Below are 18,975 nucleotides of genomic sequence, written 5' to 3' on the forward strand. Positions count from 1 at the left end.
CGATCCGAACCACTACTACCCGATGACCGCCTACCTTGGGCTCGCCATCTCGATCAACACCATCACCTTCCAGACGGCCACCCAGCTGGACTTTTGCAACATCCAAAAAATGGCAACAGCCGCCGGGGTCAAAAACGGCACCACCAACAAGCCCTACAACCTCTCCCACATTTCCAACCTGATCGGCTCAGAGAACGTCGCGCCCATCGACATGGCGACCGCCTATGCCACCTTCGCCGCGGGCGGCATCCGGTGCGAGCCGATCGCCCTGACCTCAGTTACGGACTCCACGGGCAAGAGTTACCCGGTGCCTTCCGCGAACTGCCAGCGGACCATGTCCAAGGAAGTCGCGGCCGGCGTGACCTACGCGCTGCAGTACATGCTCGTGCACGGATCCGGCTACGCCATCCCGCTCAACGACAAAGCCACAGCATTCGCCAAGACAGGAACCACCGACTGGAACGTCGAAACCTGGACGACCGGGGCCAACTCCGCGATAGCCACATCGTCCTGGTTCGGCAGCTACCAAGGCAACGGACCAGAATGGCACAACCAGGACATCACCATCAACGGCGTGTACTACCCAAGCCTGGACGGCAACCAGCTGGCCGGGTCCAACTGGGCCGCCGTCATGAACGCCGCCGCGAATAATCCCGCCTACCACGTCAACCCGCTCACAGCACCCCCGGCGAGCATGCTCAGCCAAACCGCACCGTTGATCGCCGGCACCAACAATCCACTGGCCGGCAGCGGCGTGCCGATACATCACCAGCCATCCACGAGCGGCACCCAACACCAGGTCACGCCACCGATACAAGCTCCGGTCCATAAAGTGCCCTCCGGCACAGGCAGGAAATAGAGCATGGGCAGGAAATAGAACAGCGTGAATGAACAGCGTGCACCCGTCACCAGAAAGCAGGCACTGTGTCGTCGGCTTGCCGTGGCGGGCGCCTGCCCTCGGAGCCGGCCCGGGCGTGTCCGGCCCTCGGTCTATCGACGAAGAACGTAGACCCACAAGCCACGACCCGGCGGGTCCTGCCCCGGTACGCCGGATGAAGCCTCAATGGATCCGTGGAGAGCCACAAGGTCCCATCCGAGGATGTCGCCCTGGCTGCCAACCTACTCGCCACCATAGGAGTACAACATCCACCTGTCATCAATCCATTGGCGCAAACAATTTGGTCCCCGACAGGTTCAAGAGCCGACACCCAGCTCTCATGTCAGGGTTCGTATCCGGTTTACCATCCCTCTTCAGAACTTAGTACGGCGGCTCAGTGTTACGCCAGCGCCTTGGTTCGGCAGCCGAGTGATGGGTTTACAGGTACCGGACAGCTGGACTTTGGACGGTTACTTCTGAGTGGGCTGATCCGCTGTTCCTCCGTCCGGCGCAGATGCGGAAGCGTATCGTCGCAGTGCGGGGTTGTGTCCGTGCTAACGCATCCTATTCTGCGGGTGCCAGCCAACGTCTTAGATCACCGGCCTCAACAAGCGTGCCGTTCTCTGTTTGGGCTAGAACGCTGCAAGGGTAGCGTTCTGCGGCCCAATGTGGACCATCCACACCCATGGCGAACACCGTGGTGGCGAGCACGTCGGCGGTGGTCAGTTCGGGCGCGATCACGGAAACACTCGAGAATCCACGGGCAGGACGCCCGGTGCGGCCATCGATAATGTGTTCTCCACGTTCGTACGTCGCCGAGGTGGCAACCGCCAGATCGCTCAGCGCGAGCACTGCCATCATCTGCTGAGGGGCCTGTGGGGATCGAATGCCAACGTTCCAGGCTTTGCCAGGTTCAATGCTCCCGGCCGCGACGACGTCACCGCCGGCATTGAGGCAAAAGTTTGCCAGGCCCAAAGCTTTCAACCTGTCAGCAGCACGCTGGGCAGCCCACCCCTTGACCAAGCCATTAAGGTCCCATTCCCCGGCGGCGTTTCGCAAGGAAAAAACCCCACCGGACGCGGCGGCAAATCGTGACGCGAGTTCATGTGCCTCCGTGAACAGGCCGCTGACAGTCTCAAGGGTGAGCTCGGAACGGTTCAGCCTGCTCAATTCACTCTCCGGCAGGTAGGGGCTGAAGATGGCATCGGCCTCGTGCACAATCGCAAACGCTTCCGACACCGCTGCCCGGTGGTCCCCGCCATCACGGATGTCGATGGACATCGGTATCCCCATTACGGTATCCAGAAACCGCATCAGGGCAGCTTGTCGATGGCTGACTGCACCGACTGCAGATAACCGTTGGAGGTGTAGGTGCCGCCGCTTACGGTGTTGACCGTCGCGGACTGGGAGGAGAGGACCTCCTGCAGAAGCGTGGGCGGCACCACCTGTGCGACCTGTTGATCGTAATTTCCGGAGTCGGGCACCTGCAGCACCGTGACGTTGGTAATCTTCCTCCCACTAAATCTGACCGAAACCTGCACGTTGCCGTACGGGGTGCTTTCCGTATCACCGGTGATCGTGGTGGCCGCCGCTCCCGGGCCCGACGTCGTCGCTGCTGCGCTGGGCACAGGGGACGGCGACCCGCCGCCTGGCTTCGCCGTCGCCGTCGGAGACACCGGTGCAGCCGCGAGCGACGTAGCGAGGGGCGAATGCATCGAGCCAAGATATAGCTTGAGGCCGAACGTTGCGCCCATGACTACAAAGATCGCCAGGAATAGAGCCGTGCCCCTCCACTTTCTGTTCATGATCTGAGTCCTTTTCCCTATCCCATACTCAATATTTCGCGGTGGATCAGTTGCTTGGCAATGCCAAGGGCCGACAGTGAGGTCTCGGCGGTGATCCCCATTCCTTCAGGACCGCAGATGTAGATCTCCCGTTCTGAAATGTCCTTGACCAGGTGTTTGAGTGCCTGTGGACCCAACGGGTCGTGGCCGAGTTCGGCACGGCTGCCGGCCACCGTGTGCAGGACCATCGGACGCATGGCGCGCAGTTCCGGCTCCAGGGCCAGCCGGTCGTGGCTGGTGCTGCGGTAAACCAGCACAACATCACGGCCCGCTTGGACGAGGCTTTGTGCAAGGGCGCGAATCGGGCCGATTCCGGCTCCGCCTGCTATCAGCAGTACCTTGTGCCGACTGCTCGCTTCGGGGGTGAAATGGCCGAAGGGGCCTTCGGCGAACACCACGGTCCCGGGTTTGAGGTGGTGCATGTTGGAGCTGTGGTCGCCGAGCGCACCCACCGTGATCCTCATCAACCCAGCAGCCGGCAAACGAGAAATGGAGAAAGGGTGCGACGTCAGCATGTGCCCAACGGTGACGAACCGGAAGAACATGAATTGTCCGGCACGGACGCCGAGTTCGTCCAGGTGTGGGCCGGACAGCCAGACGCTGTTGATTCCATCGCCCTCGTTCACAATCTGGTGAACCCGCAGACGATGTTTCCACGCCGCGGCCGCGGGGAGAATGAACCGCCAGGTGAGGACGGCAGAGGCGGTGGCGACGTAGAGGGTGATCCACATGGCGCGATTGACGGGGTTGTCGATGAAATGGACCCCTGCACTCAGTTCGTGGAAGAAGGTCAGGAAGATTGCAATGTAGGCCGTGACGTGAAGCCAGTACCAGGCTTCATAGGAGATCCTGCTCCGGGGAATCCTGGCGCTGCTGATACCGATGATGAGGAACAGCACCGTGCCAATGAGTGCAGTGAGCATGTCGGGGTAGGAGGTAAGGACTTCCCATGTTGCCGCCCACGGTGTGCCGGAGGTGAGGAATTGAACGCCCAGGACCATGAGCAGCACGTGGGTGAAAATGAGGAACAGGACAGTGCTGCCAAGCGTACGGTGCCAGCTGACCAAGCGGTCCATTCCTACGGCATGCTCGAACCACGGAACACGGGCAATCAGCAGAACCTGGACGCACACAAGAAACGCACCGACCATGCCGCTGAGCTCACCCAAGGACGTTGCCGTGAATGCCGGGGTGAACGCCGGAGCCGAGGGCGCACCCAACCACCAGAGGCAGAGCACACCAATCACCCCGGCTGCGATCAGGGTGCGCAACAGCGGCCCGGATCGCCCGGTGCGGCGCTTTCTCCCCAAGCTCCCTAAGGGAGTGCGAGCAGTGGTTGTACCCATGCCACTGACGCTACGCACCCGTTCTTAGAAGATTCTTAGCCGCCATCCCGAAGAGTAAGTGCCGCACCAAGGCGAGGGTGCCGGCGATGGCAACCATCCAAGCCATACTGCCGCCAGTCATCCAAGGGATGATGAATGCAACACCGACCGCAAAAAAGTTTGCCAATTCATGGATCCAGCGGCGGGGCGCTGGTTACTGCTCCAATACCGACCGTACAGCAGCGGCCATTCCTCTCTGAGCCCTGTGGGTTGATCGGCGGCCTGTATCATCTTTGGCGAAGCTGCCGCCCTCCCGGGCACCGACTTCCTCGGCAGGACACCAGAAGCAACCGGAGTACTGGCGCCGCCCGGATACTCCAACCGCAGGATACCGGGTGCCTGGGCCGTGAGGCTGGGTGCTGGTTTGCGGCTGAGGGAAACGCCTTCCCTGGCTACTTCGGCGTTGGCGGGGCCGCTCCTCTTTTAGCTGCGGCTGTCGTCGCGGGGCCATTGAGCCAACAGGTAGCCCCCATCGTCGCGTTCCAGCACGATGGGCAGCAGTTCGGTGCCCGGACCGCAGACCTCCCCGGCGGGATGCCTGACCCGTGGGTCGGGAACGTGCTGGCCCGTTCTTCTCGCCTGCTGCCACCGGTGTTATTGATTGCTGGAGGTGCCATGGTGTGGCCGGCCCGCACAGTGACTTGTTGGGATGGGCCATAGAAGAGGTCCTGGACGCGTACCTGCCAGCAACCTTCCGGCGCTTGGCCGCCGGTGAAGACCGACTGCTGACAGCCCCGCCCTTGCCAGGCTGCACCGGGTTCTCGATGGTGCGCCGTTGTCTTGGCCTGCTCCCGAGTCCTGCGCGGTACCTTCATCATGGTCTGCACCTGCCGTTCCGAGGTTGGTCTGCCTAGTTCCGTCATTCAGACAGTTTCCTTGCGCCTTCATAGCAAGTCCCATGCCGATGTCATGTCAAGGTTGTGCGAGTGGCACCAGAACCTTGATGACGGCCCCGCCGGCCGGCGGCCCTGGTTCCACCATGATTTTTCCCTCATGCAGGGCGACAATCTCAGCTACAAGGGCCAGGCCCAGTCCGTAGTGACGCATACCATCAGGGCGTCCTGGGAGCCGGCGAGCGGAGGCGAAACGATCAAATACCCTCAACTGGGTTCCGGGGGCAAAACCAGGACCATCGTCACGAACACAAATCACGGCGTCCCGCGCGTGCACGGCCACTTCAACCTCCACGTTCGTTTCGGCATGGTCAAGGGCATTGGCAATCAGAGCCGTAAAAACGCGCCGAAGTGCCACCTCCGAGCCGCGGACATTGACCGGTTCAGAAGAACCGGATCGTCTGAGCTGGATAGCGCGCTGTAGGGCTTCCGGCTCCGCCAAGGATGCTGCGCTGTCAGCAATCGTGACGAGGTTGAGGAGGTCGTGTCCCACGGTTTCCCGTGGGTCCGCTGACAAAAGCAAGTCCTCGAGGATCCCGGTGAGCATTTTGGCGTCCTCCACGAGACTGGCCACACCGGCCGCTACTTCGCGTTCGGAGGGCTTCGACGTGCCGCTTTCGAGCTTGCGGCGCAAAAGCTGGGCCCGGGTGCTCAGCAGCGTCAACGGGGTGCGCAGTTCATGGCTGGCGTCCGCCACAAATCGACGTTGGAGCGCCAGGCTTTCAGCCATCGGACGCATGGCCCGCCGTGCCATCAAGACGGACAGACCCGCAGCCAGTGCGGCCGAGACCGCGACGGCAATCGTCATGGCCAGCATCAAGCGGTTCAGTTCTTCCTCGCTTTCGTGCTGGTCGATGGCCGCCTGGATAACCCTGCCGTTGCGATACGTCGTCAGAACGGAATAGGACCTGCCACCGGCCTTAACGGTGTCGGTTTCATCCTGTTGTGTCGTGGCAACCCGTACCATCGCCGCGGTGTCAGGCAGCCCGTCGGGCACCTTACGGGACAGCAGGAGTTGCCCGCCTGTGCTGATGGCGACGAAGGCCCCCAGGGGCGCATCGGCCGGCGAGTCGATCAGCGTTGCCCCGGTGAGCACCTTGCTGCCCGCCTCCTGTGCGCTGGCGGCCACAATGGCGTAGATCAGGGCACCAACCAGCACTAACAAGACGATGATCACGGTAGTGAATTGCAGGGCAAGCCATAGCACGGCCCGCTTGAGCTCGAATTGGTCTCTGCTATTCATCGAAGCGGTCCCAGCCGATAGCCCAGCCCACGCACCGTGAGTACAGAAGACCGGCCCAACTTTTTGCGCAAGTAGTGCACATAGGTGTCCACCACCCCATCGTCGTCAGCGTCTGTGAAAACGGTGTGCACCAAGGACTCACGGGTGAAGATTTGCCGTGGGCTGCGGGCCAGATGCGCCAGCAGTTCACATTCCCTCTCGGAAAGTGCGACGACGGACCCGGCGTCGAGCGTCACGGTGCGGTTCGCACGCTCCAGCAGTCCGCCCGGTATACGCACGGCATCGGAGATGGCAGTATGCCGCCGCAACAGGGACCTCATCCGTGCCAACAACTCATCGACGTCGAACGGCTTGCCCAGGTAGTCTTCCGCCCCACGATCCAGCCCTTCAACCCTGTCGGCCGGATTGCTCAGCGCAGAGAGGATCAACACAGGCGTCGTGACGCCCTTGGCCCGAAGCCTGCCAAGGACATCAAGTCCATCGATGGCCGGGAGACCCCGGTCCAGCAGGAGAATGTCGAAGGACCCGCTCAGTCCTTCGTGCAGTGCCCTCTGGCCGTCATGGACGGCCAGCACCGCGTATCCCTCACCTTCAAGCAATTCCTGGACCATGGACGCCAGTGCCGTATCGTCTTCCACCAGGAGCACAGAAGGATTATCGGCCATGATCTGAAGTATAGGGGCACAACCAGTGACCCCCTCAGCTGGCATGGGCCCAAGAAACCTCTAAGAATGACTCCCTACGCTGGAGGGAACGACTGCAGTCCCCAACCCAACGCAAAACCAGCGTAAAAGGCAGGGACCCCCGTCACGCCCAGCAAAAGGAGTTCGCTGCATGCCAGACCGGTCCAGCCCCCAGAGTGTCGAGGCCACACCTCTTCCCCCGCTCAACCAAAAAGCGACCGCCTACCTCAACCTCGACTTCCCGCGGGGCCGATGCCAGCCCACGGCGGGCCGCTTCCTTGTTGCCGCCCTCGTGTCCATCGCCGCCTCATTGGCTGCCTGCGCAGTCATCGTCGCCGTCGGCACCGCCCTCTTCCCGTCAACATCCGGCTACGACCATTTCCGCTTCATGGACTACGCAAAGTTGACGGTGCCGGGTGTGACAGCGGCCTCCCTGGCATGGCCCACCGTCACCCTACTTTCGTCACAGGCACGACGGCCCTTTGCCTGGCTCACCGTGATCGTGACCCTGGGCGGACTCTCCCCCGATGCCTGGATCCTGTACAAAGGCGCACCTCCCGAGGCCGTCGTAATCCTCGTCGTAATGCACCTAGCACTCGCCGCGGTCACCTACCCGGCACTGGTGCACATTGCACCGCAACGGCGCGGTCCCATTCCACCCAACAGCCCTGCCTCCCCCGATACGTAATGGCTAAATGTCCCGATTTGGTCAGCTGGCGTAAACTGCATGCCTCCGCCCCCGGATTCCACCTCAATGCGCCGTGCCCCGGCTTGGCCCACTCGTCCGCCACCACCCGCCCGGCCGCGCCACCAACAGGCCCGCAAGTAGCCCCAGCATTGGAGATGCGGACAAGAATATTAGGCCCGTCCCGGGCGCTAGAATCAAAGTTCATAGAGGATGACAGCGCGCCACCGTCCGGCACGGGGGCCGAAAGACATTTGAGTGAGTTATGCGTTCGCGGTGGCCGATCCACCTGAAGCCGACCTTCTCAGGGAGGGCCACGCTGGGTTTTCGGGGCTGGACGAAAGAACAAAGCTGCAAGGTAGCCTGTCTGGACCGGGAAGACATCGGCAGGCTGGTCCTAAAGTCCCATTCCGGGCATACCGCCGTCACCAAGGAAGAGAGGACACGGTCAACATGAACGAACACGCAGGATTTGCGCCGTTTGCCGGTTCCACCATCATCGCCGGGGTCACCCCGGGGCAGGACCCCGCGGTATGGGAACGGGCCCTGGAACTGGCCGAAAGCCTCTCCGCGCCACTCATAGCGGCATTCGTCGATCCCGCCAGCTACCTGATCGAATGGACCCCGGGCCATGAAATTCTACCGATCTCCCTGGATCCAATCCTTGACCAGGAGGACGAAACCGCCATCGCCGCATCCCGGCTCAAAAAGTCCCTTCAAGATGCTGCCGCCAGCTACAACACGACATGGGCCATGAGGATCATCGCCGGTGACCCCGCCCCGGCCTTGGGCCGCCTCGCCGAGGCCACCGGGGCGTCCACCATCGTCATCGGCACCCGCCGCCCTGGCATCATGGCCAAGGTCGACGAACTCGTCTCCGGCTCCCTCATGCATCGACTGCTCTCCACCCAGCCCGTCCCCGTACTGGGCATACCCTCACACGGACTCAAACACCGTCCCCACTCCCACGGGTAAACCAAGGCCACCGACAACGACGCGGCCGTGCCGCTGGACCTGGCGACCCACCAGCTGATTTGGCCGACGGCGCTGAGCGTGGCGTTCGTCGGCCTCAGGGAAACCCTACTCACGTCCAAGCCCGTCGACGAAATCACCTACACCCGCTCACACAAGGGCCAGGAGTCCTGGGCGCTGGGCGTTTCCAACATCCTGTCCGGGTTCTACGGCGGCATGGCCGGCTGCGCGATGATCGGCCAGCCGGTCCCTAAAGTGACGACCGGGCAGGCCCGCACCCGCATCTTTACGTTCGTGGCCGGGGTGTTTCTCCTGGACCCGGTGACCGGGCTCAGCGAGGTCACCGGGCAAATCCCGATGGCCGCCCTCGCCATGGTGCTCTTCGCCCGCCGGGTTGCCCACGTCATCAGCGTTGACAGGACCCTGGCGGACGACGGCGCGAAGGTCCGGTATGCGGTGGTCGGGCCGCTGTTCTTCGGCAGCAGCAATGACCTGGTGGACCAGTTCGCGTACGCCGACGACCCGGCCGTGGTTGACATAGATCTCAGCCGAGCCCAGATCTGGGATGCCTCAACCGTTGCCGCCCCGCACTCCGTTGAGACGAAATACCGCGACCACGGCGCCACCGTGACGATCACCGGCCTTGACGGGCACAGCGCCGGGTTCCACCGGCGCCTCACCGGCCAGCTCAACACCTGACCACCCACGACGCTCCCACGTGCCAGGCCAATCAGCTCATAAGACCCTGCCCTCCGGCAGGCAACAACGTGTCGTCCTGCTTGTTTGCGGCCAAGGGACGCCAAGGACGAATGAACAGCCGTTGAACGATGGCATGACGTCATGCACATCAAAGCGACGATAACGGTGGTCAGTGCTCATGCGCGCTGCGTCGTGGCCTAGCACCCCCTGCCCTGCAACAACGTGGCCCCACCCGGTGGCGTCCTCCCTTGCACGCCAGACACCAAACATCACATCAGCGTTAACCCATCGTTCACCTGAGGCGGACCCTCCCGTCACCCGGGGTCCGTAGCTTGGCCCGGTAAGGAACCAACAGACACCCATCGAAGAGGTAAATCGAGTGAAGGCACTTCACATTGGCCGCGTGGCAGCAGTTCTCACCGTCGGCGCACTCGCCCTGACGGCCTGTGGCACGGACAACGCCGTGACCCCCGGCAACGGCGGCTCCTCCACCAGCGCGGCGGGCGCCTCCGTCACCGGCACCCTGACCGGGACCGGTTCCACCGCCGTCTCGGCTGCCATGGACGCGTGGAAGGTCGGCTTCGAGGCCGCCAACTCGGGCACCACCGTCCAGTACTCCCCGGAAGGCTCCGGAGCGGGCCGCACGGCCCTGATCGCCGGCGCCGTGCAGTTTGCCGGCTCTGACGCGTTCATGAGCGACACCGAGATGGCCGGCGCCAAGGCCAAATGTGGCCCCGGTGGCGCCATCAACATCCCCTGGTACATCTCCCCGATCGCGGTCACCTTCAACGTCCCTGGCGTGAAGGACCTCAAGCTCGACGCCGACACCGTCGCCAAGATCTTCCGCGGCGAGATCAAGAACTGGAACGACCCGGCCATCAAGGCCTCAAACCCGTCAGTGGCGCTGCCGAACCTGGCCATCACACCCCTGCACCGCTCGGACAACTCGGGCACCACCCAGAATTTCACCGACTACCTGGCCAAGGCCGCCCCCTCCGTATGGACGGACAAGGCAACCGGCGACTGGCCCGCCTCCCTGCCCGGTGAAAACGCCAAGGGCACCTCCGGCGTCGTGAAGACCGTGACCCAGACAGCCGGCGCCATCGCCTACGCCGACGACTCCGCCGTCACCGCCTCCATGGGCAAGGCCGAGCTGAAGGTCGGCAGCGCCTACGTGCCCGTCAGCGCCGAAGCTGCCGCCAAGGGCGTCGGTACTGCCACCGTCGTGGCCGGACGCTCGGCACACGACCTGTCACTGACCCTCAACCGCACACCGAAGGAAGCCGGCGCCTACCCGGCCGCCCTCGTCTCCTACGCCGTGGTCTGCGCCTCCTACCCCGACGCCAAGACCGCCGACCTGGTCAAGGCCTTCGGCAACTACGCCATCAGCACCGCCGGCCAGCAGGCCGCCGCCGCGGCGGCCAAGAGCGCCCCGCTGCCCGCCTCCCTCGCCGCCAAGGCCAAGGCGTCCTTCGATTCCATCACCGTCGCAAAGTAAGCTGCAGCAAAGCACGACATTTACCGCACAGCCCTCGGCGTGGGCACAATAGCCTTGTTGCTGATCAGGAACCTGCCGCAACCCCGGCCTTCGCCGTTGGCCACAGGATATCAAGGATCTTGCCATAGCACTCACGTCGTGACTAGGACAGCGCTACCGGTCCCCTGATCAGCGACCGGACCGTCGGCGCAGGAGGATGGCGCAGATTGCGGCCATGCCGGCCAGTGGGATGGCGAGGGCGCCGAGTCCTACCGCGAGGCTCACGCCGGCACCGATCCCACCGACCAGGAGGAGGACACCGGCGTCGCCAAGTTTGCATCCCATTTCGGCGGCCTCCCGGTCCTTCCCTTGCGTTCGGGCGCGGTGGTGGCGGCGAGGTGGGCGAAGCCCAGCGGGGTGGTGATGCCGATCCCGGCCCGGGCACGCCAGCCGAGATGTACAACGTGACGGCGCCCGGAATCAGGGCGAGGGCGGCAACGGCCGCCGCGACCAGGGCCAGGCCGATGGCCATGCCTTTTCCGGTGGAAACATGTCCGGTGTCCGGGCGTCAGCCCACTCAGTGTTGGATGAGGGCGGAAGACAGTGCCAAGAGCACCACGACGGCCATGCTGCCAAACAGGGACAGGTGCAACAAAATCCAAAGCAGGGGCAGGAAGCCGACGCCCAGCGCACCGGTGGCTCCTGCCAGTGCCATCGTGGGGACCATGAATCCGCGCTGTCCGACCTGCTGTGCAAGGTCAATCAGGGTGTAGCGGGTGCGGAGAAGGATGGGCAGCGCGGGCATGGAAAATTGTGTTCAGAGTGCCGCGACACAGGCGATGGCCGCCAGCGCCAAGAAATGAACGGGGAGTCCGCCGGCCAGGTCAGGCCTGCTCCGATCAGGGGTCCGAGCACGTAGCCGAGCCCCTCCAGGATCCCCATTTGCCAAAGTACCGGCCGGCAGCGGCGGGGCCGGCCATGCGGGCCACGGCGCCCTGCCCCAGGCCTACCAAGCCCAGGGTTGCGGAAGTCGTGGTGAAGATTCCCAGCAGGGAGAAGGCCGCGAAGGCGAGGAGGCCGCCGATGATGACCGGTTTCGCCACGATCCTGTCGCTAAGCGAGCCAAGGACGGGCTTGAGGACCACCCCAGCCAGGTCGTAGGCGGCCAGCAGCACACCGAACGTCAGCAGGGCGATGCCCCGGTTACCGTATTCGGCCCCGGGTCCGGCAGCGATGCTGTGGGCGCCAAAGGCTGTGGTGAAGCCCGCCGCGTCAAGCGGCGCCAGGCCCCGTGTCCGCTGTCAGGAGTTGTCGACGGCCGTAACGCCGGTTTCGGGAAGCGGTGCTGACGGGTTCGTCACGGTGCAACCGTTCCGTCGGTTTCCGGCGTCGTGCCGTGGGTGGCGTATGTCCGTCGACATAGGCGACGCGGACGAGGAAATTGTTAATCCCAGTAGCTGCCGGGACTATGACGTCCAAGTCGGCGTCACCGATAGATAGCGTGCCCCCGGAGTCGATAGCCTTCCAGAGCATACGAAATGACGTCCCTGAGCTGGATTGACGCGTTCTGGATGAAAAGGAACGGTTATGGACGCTTCAGCGAAGCCTTCATCGAGAACCGCGGCTTCTTGTGCCTGACAGGTCCGAACCACCACTCCAGTTTGGTTCGCAGCGGCCAACCCGTCAGATGCAAACTCACAAAGGTCTCGCTCAGCCAACTTATCGAACACCGCGACAATTCCCCAGTGCCAAGAGCGGGTAACAGCTGTCCTCACAATTGCGTGTAGGACCAATGGTGTCCTACGCGTGGTCGTTGTCGCGCATGCGGACGGCTACAACGACGCCGGATCCGGCGGTGAGCGCGGCGACGGCGACGATGGCGGCGGGGATGCCGTAGAGGTCGGCGATGACGCCGGAAATGAGGGCTCCGAGGGCGAATCCGCCGTCGCGCCATAGCCGGTACACACCCACGGAACGGGCACGCCAGAGCGGGTGGGCCACGTCGCCGACGGCGGCCAGCAGGGTTGGGTAGACCATGGCGGTACCCAGTCCCAGGACGATAGTGGCGGAGAGCCATGGGTCGAAGCTGTGAGCTGTTGCGATGATCACCAGGGCGGCGGCTTGGACGAGCATGCCGGCTGTGATGAGCCATTTGCGGCCCCATCGGTCGGAGGCGGCGCCGGTAACCAGCTGGGCGGTGCCCCAGGCGGCGGGGTAGGCAGCGGCGAGGATGCCGATCTGAACCAGGCCCAGCCCGGCGGTGGCGAACTGGATGGGGAAGAGGCCCCACGCGAGGCCGTCGTTGAGGTTGTTCACCAGGCCGGCCTCGCTGGCTGCTGAGAGGGAGCGGTCTTTGAAGCTGGTGAGCATGAATACCTGGCCGGTCGTGAGGCCGGCATCTGGGGTGTCCCGGCCGCTGGGGTGGTTTGCGGCTTCTGTTTTTGCGTGGTGGTGGGTTTCCTTGACGGCGGGGACGGTCAGGCCGAGGCCGAGGGCGATGTAGGCGCTTCCGAGCAGGAAAGGGGCGGGCCGGAGGCCGTAGGTGGTGGCGAGGTAGCCGGTGGCCAGGGCTGTGGCGGCGACGCCGAGGTAGCCGGCGGCCTCGTTGAAGCCCAGGGCCAGCCCTCGTTGCCTTGGTCCGACGAGGTCCATTTTCATGATGACCGTGGTGGACCAGGTGAGGCCTTGGCTGATGCCCAGCAGCACGTTGGCCCCCACGATCCAGCCCCAGGAGGGAGCGAAGATGAGCATGAGGGGCACTGGTACCGCTGCCAACCAGCCGGCGATGAGGACGGGTTTGCGGCCGTACCGGTCCGAGAGCGTGCCGGCGAAGTAGTTCATCGCGGCCTTGGACAGGCCGAACGCCAGGATGTAGGTCAGGGCACCGGTATACAGGTCGAGGTGGAAGGTTTGGGTTGCCAGCAGGGGCAACACGGTGCGTTCCTGGCCGAGGGTGCCGCCCACCAAGGCGTTGACGGCGACCAGCAGAATGAACTGCGCCAGGTTCTGCCGAAGGCCCAATACCGCGCCGCCTGAGTCGCCGGTATGTCGGGGGAATGTCCTGCCGGGCATTGGTGCTCCGTTCCGGTGGGGGCATAAAGGTGGACCGGGCGTGTGGGGCACGCCCGGTCCGGGAACACGGCAGGAGGGGGTCCTTCCGCGTGGTCTTGCGGTGGTTTGGTTAGGCCGCGGGGACGTTGTTCTGCCAGGCGTTCCATGCGGCGTAGCTGCCGTCGAGTTCGACGACGTCGTACCCGGCGCGGCGCAGGGCGCTGGCGGCGACGGAGTTCCGCACGCCGGACTGGCAGTAGGAGACGATGGTGCCTTTGGCGGGCAGTTCATCCAGGTGCCACATGACGCGGCCGCCGCTGAGCTGGTACGAGCCGGGGACGTGCCCGGCCTTGTGCTCGGTCTTGTTGCGGACGTCCAGGACCATGGCGGCGTCGAAGCCCTCGAGCTCTTCGGGCTGGATCAGCTTGGGGGTGAAGGTGGGCAGCCCGTCGATGTCGGTGAGGTAGCCGGCGACGTTGTCGATGCCCACGCGGACCAGGTGGTCCCACATCTCCTGCGCCTGCTCCTGGTCCTGGGCCAGGAGCACCAGCGGGTTCTTGTCCGTCTCCGGGTTGACCACCCAAGCGCCATAGCTGGCAACGGACTTGCCGGCCGGCACGTTCAGGGACCGGGCCACGGTGCCCTGGTGGACTTCGCCGTTGGAGCGGGTGTCGATGAACGTCAGGGTGTCCGCGGCCAGGCCTGCCGCGACGAAGTCTGTTGAAAGCTCCAGCAGGGGGGTGCGTTCACCCATGACGGCAGGGCCTTCACGGTTGTCGCGCTTCATCCGGCCGAAGTAGGCGTGGGCGTCGGGCTGGCCGTCCAGGAGCTCGTCGATGAAGCCCTGCTCATCATTTGCGGCGAGGTAGGGGCCCCACCAGGCGTAGAGGCGTTCATAGCCCACCGTGGAGGACGGGATGGCACCCAGTGCCTTGCCGCAGGCGCTGCCGGCGCCGTGGGCGGGGTGGACCTGGACGTAGTCGGGAAGGGTGAGGAATTTGTCCCGGAGGCTGGCGAAGAGCTGCCTGGCGCCCTCGAAGCGGGTATCGATGCCGCCGGCTGCTTCGTCCAGCAGGTCGGGGCGGCCCAGGTCGCCGGAGAAGACGAAGTCCCCGGAGAGCAGGTAGCCGGGCTTGTCGCTGAACGCGCCGTCGGTGACCAGGAAGGACAGGTGCTCGGGGGTGTGGCCGGGGGTGTGGAGAGCCTGGATGCTGATGTTGCCAACAGTGATCTTGTCGCCGTCGTAGAGGCGTACGCCCTCGAACCCATACTGCCAGTCGGGTCCGCCCGCCCCGGAGACGTAGATCTTCGCGCCGGTCGCGGCGGCCAGTTCGCGGGTGCCGGAGAGATAATCGGCATGGATGTGGGTCTCGGTGACGGCCGCGATCTTCATGCCGTTCTTCTCAGCCAGCTCCTGATAGACGGCGATGTCGCGGCGCCCGTCGACAACGACGGCGGTGCCGTTGGCCTGGCAGCCGATCAGGTAGCTGGCCTGGGCGAGGTCTTCATCGTAAATACGCTCGATAAGCATCTGGTGCTCTCCTTCAGTTGAAAGGGGGAAGTGTTGGGCTCTGCCAACCATTTTAAATACCCATGGGGGTATTAGGCAAGCGGAGTGCCACGCGGGAAAATCCATGGGCGGCGTGGTGGATCAGGCGTGCTGGTGTGCGGCCTCGATGCGGAGTGGGTCCATGTCCAGGTTCTTCACGGCCTGGATGACTTCCTCCAAGCCCATGGCGTTGAGCGCGCCGGGCTGGGAGAAGACCAGGGTCTTGTCCTTGAAGGCCATCAGGGTGGGGATGGAGGTGATGTTCGCTGCGGCCGCGAGGGCCTGTTCGGCCTCGGTGTCCACCTTGGCGAAGGTGACGTCCGGGTGGCGGTCCGCGGCGGCGGCGTAGGTGGGGGCGAACGCGCGGCAGGGGCCGCACCAGGCTGCCCAGAAGTCGACGAAGACAATGTCGTCGTCCTCGAGGGTCTGGGCGAAGAATTGCTCGGTGATGTCGATGATTGCCATGGTCTATCGTGTCCTTTCGGGCGGGTGGGGTGGGTGCCTCGTGTTACGAGGGCGAGGCAGAGCCTAGGTGGTGGGGAGTCCGGTGCGGGCCCAGGCGGTCATGCCGCCGGCCATGGTGTCCGCCAAGTAGCCGGCACCGTTGAGGGCATCGGCGACGGCGGCGCTGCGGTTTCCACTGTGGCAAACGACGATCACGGGCACGGCCGGGTCCAGCTCGCCCAGTCGGGCCTGCAGCTGGCCCATGGGGATGTTGAGGGCGCCCGGGATCATACCCTTGGCAACCTCGAAGTCCTCGCGGACGTCGAGGATGCGTGCGGTGGAGCGGCGCTGGTCGGTTTCGTTGACGGTGATTTCAGCCATGGTGGTTCTCCTTCGAAGTGGTGCGTGGTTGGAGCTGATGGTGGTGCTGCTAGCGGACGGGTTCGCCGGCCTGGCGCCAGGCGGTCATGCCGCCGCGCACCGAGTAGGCGTCGTATCCCTGGGAGGCAAGAAGCCGGGCCGCGGAGGCGGAGCGGACGCCGGAGGCGCAGACGGCAATCACCGGACGGGACTTCTGGATGCCTGCAGTGCCGGTCTGCAGGCGGTCCAAGGGAACGTGCCTGGCCTGCGGCGCCCGGCCGGTCCGCCATTCCTGGGCTGACCTGACGTCGATCAGAGTCGCGCCGGAGCCCAGGAGTTCCTTGGCCTGCGCCACGGAAATCGTTTCGTAGGGCTTGCTGAAGGCTTTCTTGAGGGAATCGATCAATCCCATTATGTTCTCCTTTGTGGGTGGGTCAGGCAGTGACCGTGCCGGCGGTGACCCAAGCCGCGACGGCGAAGATGAGGACCGCGAACGAGATGCGGATGTGCTTGTCGTGCAGGCGCCGCGCCAGCCGGGCGGCAACGATCGAACCCACGATTGCCGGGATCGCGAACGCCAGGGTGGTGGCCCAGTCGATGGTGTAGCCGGCGGCGTGGGCGCTGAAACCCGCTGCGGAGTTGACCACGATGATGGCCAGGGATGTTCCCACTGCCTGCTTCATGCGCAGGCCCAGTAAGATGGTCAGAGCGGGCGTGATGAGGAAGCCGCCACCCACGCCCAGCAGTCCGGTGAGGAACCCGACGAGCAGACCCACCCCCACGGCCTTTGGGGCGCAGGACCGGAAGGCCCGGTTCGGCCCGGTGCTGCAGGAGCCCTCGCTTTCGCGGGGCTTGCTGAGCATCCGGATGCCCGCGGCCACCATCATCACGGCAAAAGCCAGCATCAGGATGTTCGGGTCCAGCAGCTTGCCCACGGCCGCGCCGGCCCAGGCTGCCGGAATGCCGGCACCGCCCACCAGGGCGATCACAGGCCAGTTCAATCCTTCCCGGATGCGGGGAAGCAGCGCCGCCAGCGAGGAGACTCCCACCACCAGCAGCGAGGTGGGAATGGCCTGGGCGGGGCTCATGCCCACACCGTACACCAGGGCCGGAACGGCAATGATGGACCCGCCGCCACCCACTACGCCCAGGACGACCCCGACGACGAGCCCCAGACCCAGGGCCGGGATCATGCCGCTGCGCCATCTTCAGCCGACTGCACGGGAAGCTGCAGGATGGCGCTTTCACGGGTGGGTTCCTTGGCGGCCTTGTTCCACGGCATGGCAGAGAGTGCCTTGCCCATGGCGCAGGTGTTGGTCGCGGCCGAGAAGGTCAGACCGGTGCCGATGGCGCCGGCCAGCATGCGGACACTGGGGGAGACGAACTTGCCCCCGGCCAGGCCCAGCATCACCAGGGAGCCGGCGGCCAGGCGGACCTGGCGCTCCAGGTCCCAGCGGCCCCTGCCCTTGACCACGTCGCCGCCGGCTGCAGCGAAGCCGGGAACCCCGCCGGTCAGGACGAAGGCGGTGTCGAGTCCGACGGTGGCCATGCTCTGGCGGGCCTGTTCGGCGCGGACGCCGGACTGGCAGACCAGGACAACCCGGGAGCCCAGCCGAGCGGCGAGCTCGTCGGTGTGCCCGGAGAGCAGCGGAAGCGGCACGTTGTAGGAGCCGCGAATGTGCATGGATTCGAATTCAGCAGCGGAACGCACATCGATCACCACAAGATCCTGGTGTTCCTTGATCCAGGACTGGAGGGCCTCAGGGGCGAGTGCGGTAACGGCTGTTGCTTTGGAAGGGGACGTCACGGGTGGCCTCTCAGAAGGGGTCGGTTGGATACCCCACCGAGTATTGCAGATACCCCCGGGGGTAGTCAAAACACCCGTAGGGGTATAATATTGAGGGCAAGCACCCCATCGATGGAGAACCCTTATGGAACTGAACCCAACCGAACTCACTCCCGTGATCAACCGCCTCAAGCGAGCCCAAGGCCAGCTCGCCGCCGTCACCCGGATGCTCGCGGAGGGCCGGGACTGCAAGGACGTCGTCACCCAGCTGGCCGCCGTATCCAAGGCCCTTGACCGTGCCGGATTCGCCATCATCGCCACTGGCCTGGAGCAGTGCATCGTCCAAAAAGACGCCACCATGAACACCAAGGACCTGGAGAAACTCTTCCTCTCCCTCGCCTGACCAAACCACAGTTCGAGCCACCCAAAGGGGAACCATGAGGTACACACTCAGCACGACCATCGATCTTCCATGGGACGAAGCCGTGGAGCGCACCCGGGAGGCCTTGGCAGCCCAGGGATTCGGAGTCCTCACCGAAATCAACGTCCGGTCCACCTTCGAAGCCAAACTGGGTGCCGAAGCCGCCGACACGGTCGGCGACTATGTCATCCTCGGTGCCTGCAACCCCGCCCTGGCCAGCCGCGCCCTTGCCGCCGAACCCGAGATTGGAGCACTCCTGCCCTGTAATGTCGTCGTACGCCGCGGCCAGGACGCAAGACTCACCACCATCGAGGCCATCGACCCACAGACCATGGTCCAGCTCAGCGATGCTCCTGCCGTCAAGGAAATCGCCGACGACGCCGGTACCCGCCTCCGGAACACCCTCGCAGCACTAAACAGTTGACAGGGATAACCATGACCGCCAACGAGGGCTCCCCCATGTCATTACCAGGACCGAATGATCCGGGCCTGCTCCTCCATGCAGCCGGTCCGCTTGATGCGGAATCATTGGCCGGCGTGCTCCGCAGTTCAGAAAATGCCCGCGCCGCACCTAGCGGAACGCCAGTGGCAGGGCTGGGCCTACAT

General features: G+C 64.5%; 21 protein-coding genes. 7 read left to right on the forward strand and 14 right to left on the reverse strand.

The window, feature by feature from the left end; translation table 11 throughout:
• Positions 1–859 (forward strand): penicillin-binding transpeptidase domain-containing protein (locus tag G6035_RS17860; protein ID WP_256128095.1); only part of this gene is annotated, 859 nt, incomplete at its 5' end.
• 582 nt (positions 860–1,441) lie between these two features.
• Here the strand turns inward: G6035_RS17860 and G6035_RS17865 are convergent.
• The 5 genes from G6035_RS17865 to G6035_RS17885 form a co-directional block, all read right to left on the reverse strand.
• A complete protein-coding gene (locus G6035_RS17865) occupies positions 1,442–2,158 on the reverse strand; it encodes an FAD:protein FMN transferase (RefSeq protein WP_256128096.1) in 717 nt (238 codons plus the stop codon).
• A 32-nt stretch (positions 2,159–2,190) separates the two neighbouring features.
• The gene (locus G6035_RS17870; RefSeq protein WP_218063334.1) at positions 2,191–2,682 is read right to left on the reverse strand and encodes an FMN-binding protein; all 492 of its coding nucleotides are present in this window, start codon (positions 2,680–2,682) and stop codon (positions 2,191–2,193) included.
• Positions 2,683–2,699: 17 nt separating this feature from the next.
• A complete protein-coding gene (locus tag G6035_RS17875; RefSeq protein ID WP_176618457.1) occupies positions 2,700–4,067 on the reverse strand; it encodes a ferredoxin reductase family protein in 1,368 nt (455 codons plus the stop codon).
• Between the two features lie 951 nt (positions 4,068–5,018).
• Complete coding sequence (locus G6035_RS17880) at positions 5,019–6,242, reverse strand: sensor histidine kinase KdpD (RefSeq protein ID WP_176618458.1); 1,224 nt, start codon at positions 6,240–6,242, stop codon at positions 5,019–5,021.
• Positions 6,239–6,907 (reverse strand): response regulator transcription factor, encoded by a 669-nt coding sequence (locus tag G6035_RS17885; RefSeq protein ID WP_176618459.1) that lies wholly within the window; start codon positions 6,905–6,907, stop codon positions 6,239–6,241. Before G6035_RS17885 ends, G6035_RS17880 begins: the two co-directional genes overlap by 4 nt.
• A gap of 169 nt (positions 6,908–7,076) precedes the next feature.
• Here G6035_RS17885 and G6035_RS17890 point away from each other — a divergent pair, with 169 nt between their 5' ends.
• The 4 genes from G6035_RS17890 to pstS all read left to right on the forward strand — a co-directional run bounded on the left by G6035_RS17890 (position 7,077) and on the right by pstS (position 10,779).
• Positions 7,077–7,613 carry a DUF6069 family protein gene (locus G6035_RS17890; protein WP_176618460.1) on the forward strand — a complete coding sequence of 179 codons (537 nt, stop codon included), beginning with the start codon at positions 7,077–7,079 and terminating at the stop codon, positions 7,611–7,613.
• A 450-nt stretch (positions 7,614–8,063) separates the two neighbouring features.
• The gene (locus tag G6035_RS17895) at positions 8,064–8,585 is read left to right on the forward strand and encodes a universal stress protein (protein ID WP_176618461.1); all 522 of its coding nucleotides are present in this window, start codon (positions 8,064–8,066) and stop codon (positions 8,583–8,585) included.
• Between the two features lie 27 nt (positions 8,586–8,612).
• Positions 8,613–9,281, forward strand: a complete 669-nt coding sequence (locus G6035_RS17900; RefSeq protein ID WP_176618462.1) for a SulP family inorganic anion transporter — start codon at positions 8,613–8,615, stop codon at positions 9,279–9,281.
• Positions 9,282–9,660: 379 nt separating this feature from the next.
• Positions 9,661–10,779 carry a phosphate ABC transporter substrate-binding protein PstS gene (pstS, locus tag G6035_RS17905; protein ID WP_176618463.1) on the forward strand — a complete coding sequence of 373 codons (1,119 nt, stop codon included), beginning with the start codon at positions 9,661–9,663 and terminating at the stop codon, positions 10,777–10,779.
• Between the two features lie 556 nt (positions 10,780–11,335).
• Here pstS and G6035_RS20300 read toward each other — a convergent pair.
• From G6035_RS20300 to G6035_RS17945, 9 genes are all read right to left on the reverse strand, one after another.
• Complete coding sequence (locus tag G6035_RS20300; protein WP_256128097.1) at positions 11,336–11,563, reverse strand: hypothetical protein; 228 nt, start codon at positions 11,561–11,563, stop codon at positions 11,336–11,338.
• Between the two features lie 94 nt (positions 11,564–11,657).
• Positions 11,658–11,933 carry a hypothetical protein gene (locus G6035_RS20305; RefSeq protein WP_256128098.1) on the reverse strand — a complete coding sequence of 92 codons (276 nt, stop codon included), beginning with the start codon at positions 11,931–11,933 and terminating at the stop codon, positions 11,658–11,660.
• A gap of 625 nt (positions 11,934–12,558) precedes the next feature.
• Positions 12,559–13,830 (reverse strand): MFS transporter, encoded by a 1,272-nt coding sequence (locus G6035_RS17915; protein WP_176618464.1) that lies wholly within the window; start codon positions 13,828–13,830, stop codon positions 12,559–12,561.
• A 109-nt stretch (positions 13,831–13,939) separates the two neighbouring features.
• Positions 13,940–15,340 (reverse strand): rhodanese-like domain-containing protein, encoded by a 1,401-nt coding sequence (locus tag G6035_RS17920; RefSeq protein ID WP_176618465.1) that lies wholly within the window; start codon positions 15,338–15,340, stop codon positions 13,940–13,942.
• 120 nt (positions 15,341–15,460) lie between these two features.
• Positions 15,461–15,823 (reverse strand): co-chaperone YbbN, encoded by a 363-nt coding sequence (locus G6035_RS17925; RefSeq protein ID WP_176618466.1) that lies wholly within the window; start codon positions 15,821–15,823, stop codon positions 15,461–15,463.
• A gap of 63 nt (positions 15,824–15,886) precedes the next feature.
• A complete protein-coding gene (locus G6035_RS17930; protein WP_176618467.1) occupies positions 15,887–16,183 on the reverse strand; it encodes a rhodanese-like domain-containing protein in 297 nt (98 codons plus the stop codon).
• 49 nt (positions 16,184–16,232) lie between these two features.
• Positions 16,233–16,574 (reverse strand): rhodanese-like domain-containing protein, encoded by a 342-nt coding sequence (locus G6035_RS17935; RefSeq protein WP_176618468.1) that lies wholly within the window; start codon positions 16,572–16,574, stop codon positions 16,233–16,235.
• A 22-nt stretch (positions 16,575–16,596) separates the two neighbouring features.
• Positions 16,597–17,355, reverse strand: a complete 759-nt coding sequence (locus G6035_RS17940; protein WP_176618469.1) for a sulfite exporter TauE/SafE family protein — start codon at positions 17,353–17,355, stop codon at positions 16,597–16,599.
• A complete protein-coding gene (locus G6035_RS17945; protein ID WP_176618470.1) occupies positions 17,352–17,969 on the reverse strand; it encodes a rhodanese-like domain-containing protein in 618 nt (205 codons plus the stop codon). The genes G6035_RS17940 and G6035_RS17945 overlap by 4 nt, the downstream gene beginning before the upstream one ends.
• A 124-nt stretch (positions 17,970–18,093) precedes the next feature.
• Between G6035_RS17945 and G6035_RS17950 the strand changes: the two genes are divergently transcribed.
• Both G6035_RS17950 and G6035_RS17955 read left to right on the forward strand, forming a co-directional pair.
• The gene (locus G6035_RS17950; protein ID WP_176618471.1) at positions 18,094–18,351 is read left to right on the forward strand and encodes a metal-sensitive transcriptional regulator; all 258 of its coding nucleotides are present in this window, start codon (positions 18,094–18,096) and stop codon (positions 18,349–18,351) included.
• Between the two features lie 34 nt (positions 18,352–18,385).
• Entirely contained in the window at positions 18,386–18,793 is a 408-nt protein-coding gene (locus G6035_RS17955; protein WP_176618472.1) for a DUF302 domain-containing protein, read from the forward strand.
• Positions 18,794–18,975 lie beyond the last annotated feature (182 nt).

The organism is Arthrobacter sp. SDTb3-6, assembly GCF_013376095.1.
Classification (GTDB): Bacteria; Actinomycetota; Actinomycetes; order Actinomycetales; family Micrococcaceae; genus Specibacter.

What these genes read in the sequence shown, in the direction of transcription:
- G6035_RS17870 (WP_218063334.1), bottom strand. Translation starts at nt 2,682, where the DNA reads ATGAACAGAAAGTGGAGGGGCACGGCTCTATTCCTGGCGATCTTTGTA.
- G6035_RS17865 (WP_256128096.1), bottom strand. Translation starts at nt 2,158, where the DNA reads ATGTCCATCGACATCCGTGATGGCGGGGACCACCGGGCAGCGGTGTCG.
- G6035_RS17950 (WP_176618471.1), top strand. Translation starts at nt 18,094, where the DNA reads ATGGAACTGAACCCAACCGAACTCACTCCCGTGATCAACCGCCTCAAG.
- G6035_RS20300 (WP_256128097.1), bottom strand. Translation starts at nt 11,563, where the DNA reads ATGCCCGCGCTGCCCATCCTTCTCCGCACCCGCTACACCCTGATTGAC.
- G6035_RS17880 (WP_176618458.1), bottom strand. Translation starts at nt 6,242, where the DNA reads ATGAATAGCAGAGACCAATTCGAGCTCAAGCGGGCCGTGCTATGGCTT.
- G6035_RS17895 (WP_176618461.1), top strand. Translation starts at nt 8,064, where the DNA reads ATGAACGAACACGCAGGATTTGCGCCGTTTGCCGGTTCCACCATCATC.
- G6035_RS17935 (WP_176618468.1), bottom strand. Translation starts at nt 16,574, where the DNA reads ATGGGATTGATCGATTCCCTCAAGAAAGCCTTCAGCAAGCCCTACGAA.
- G6035_RS17920 (WP_176618465.1), bottom strand. Translation starts at nt 15,340, where the DNA reads ATGCTTATCGAGCGTATTTACGATGAAGACCTCGCCCAGGCCAGCTAC.
- G6035_RS17915 (WP_176618464.1), bottom strand. Translation starts at nt 13,830, where the DNA reads ATGCCCGGCAGGACATTCCCCCGACATACCGGCGACTCAGGCGGCGCG.
- G6035_RS17875 (WP_176618457.1), bottom strand. Translation starts at nt 4,067, where the DNA reads ATGGGTACAACCACTGCTCGCACTCCCTTAGGGAGCTTGGGGAGAAAG.
- G6035_RS17955 (WP_176618472.1), top strand. Translation starts at nt 18,386, where the DNA reads ATGAGGTACACACTCAGCACGACCATCGATCTTCCATGGGACGAAGCC.
- G6035_RS17890 (WP_176618460.1), top strand. Translation starts at nt 7,077, where the DNA reads ATGCCAGACCGGTCCAGCCCCCAGAGTGTCGAGGCCACACCTCTTCCC.
- G6035_RS17930 (WP_176618467.1), bottom strand. Translation starts at nt 16,183, where the DNA reads ATGGCTGAAATCACCGTCAACGAAACCGACCAGCGCCGCTCCACCGCA.
- G6035_RS17940 (WP_176618469.1), bottom strand. Translation starts at nt 17,355, where the DNA reads ATGATCCCGGCCCTGGGTCTGGGGCTCGTCGTCGGGGTCGTCCTGGGC.
- G6035_RS17925 (WP_176618466.1), bottom strand. Translation starts at nt 15,823, where the DNA reads ATGGCAATCATCGACATCACCGAGCAATTCTTCGCCCAGACCCTCGAG.
- G6035_RS17885 (WP_176618459.1), bottom strand. Translation starts at nt 6,907, where the DNA reads ATGGCCGATAATCCTTCTGTGCTCCTGGTGGAAGACGATACGGCACTG.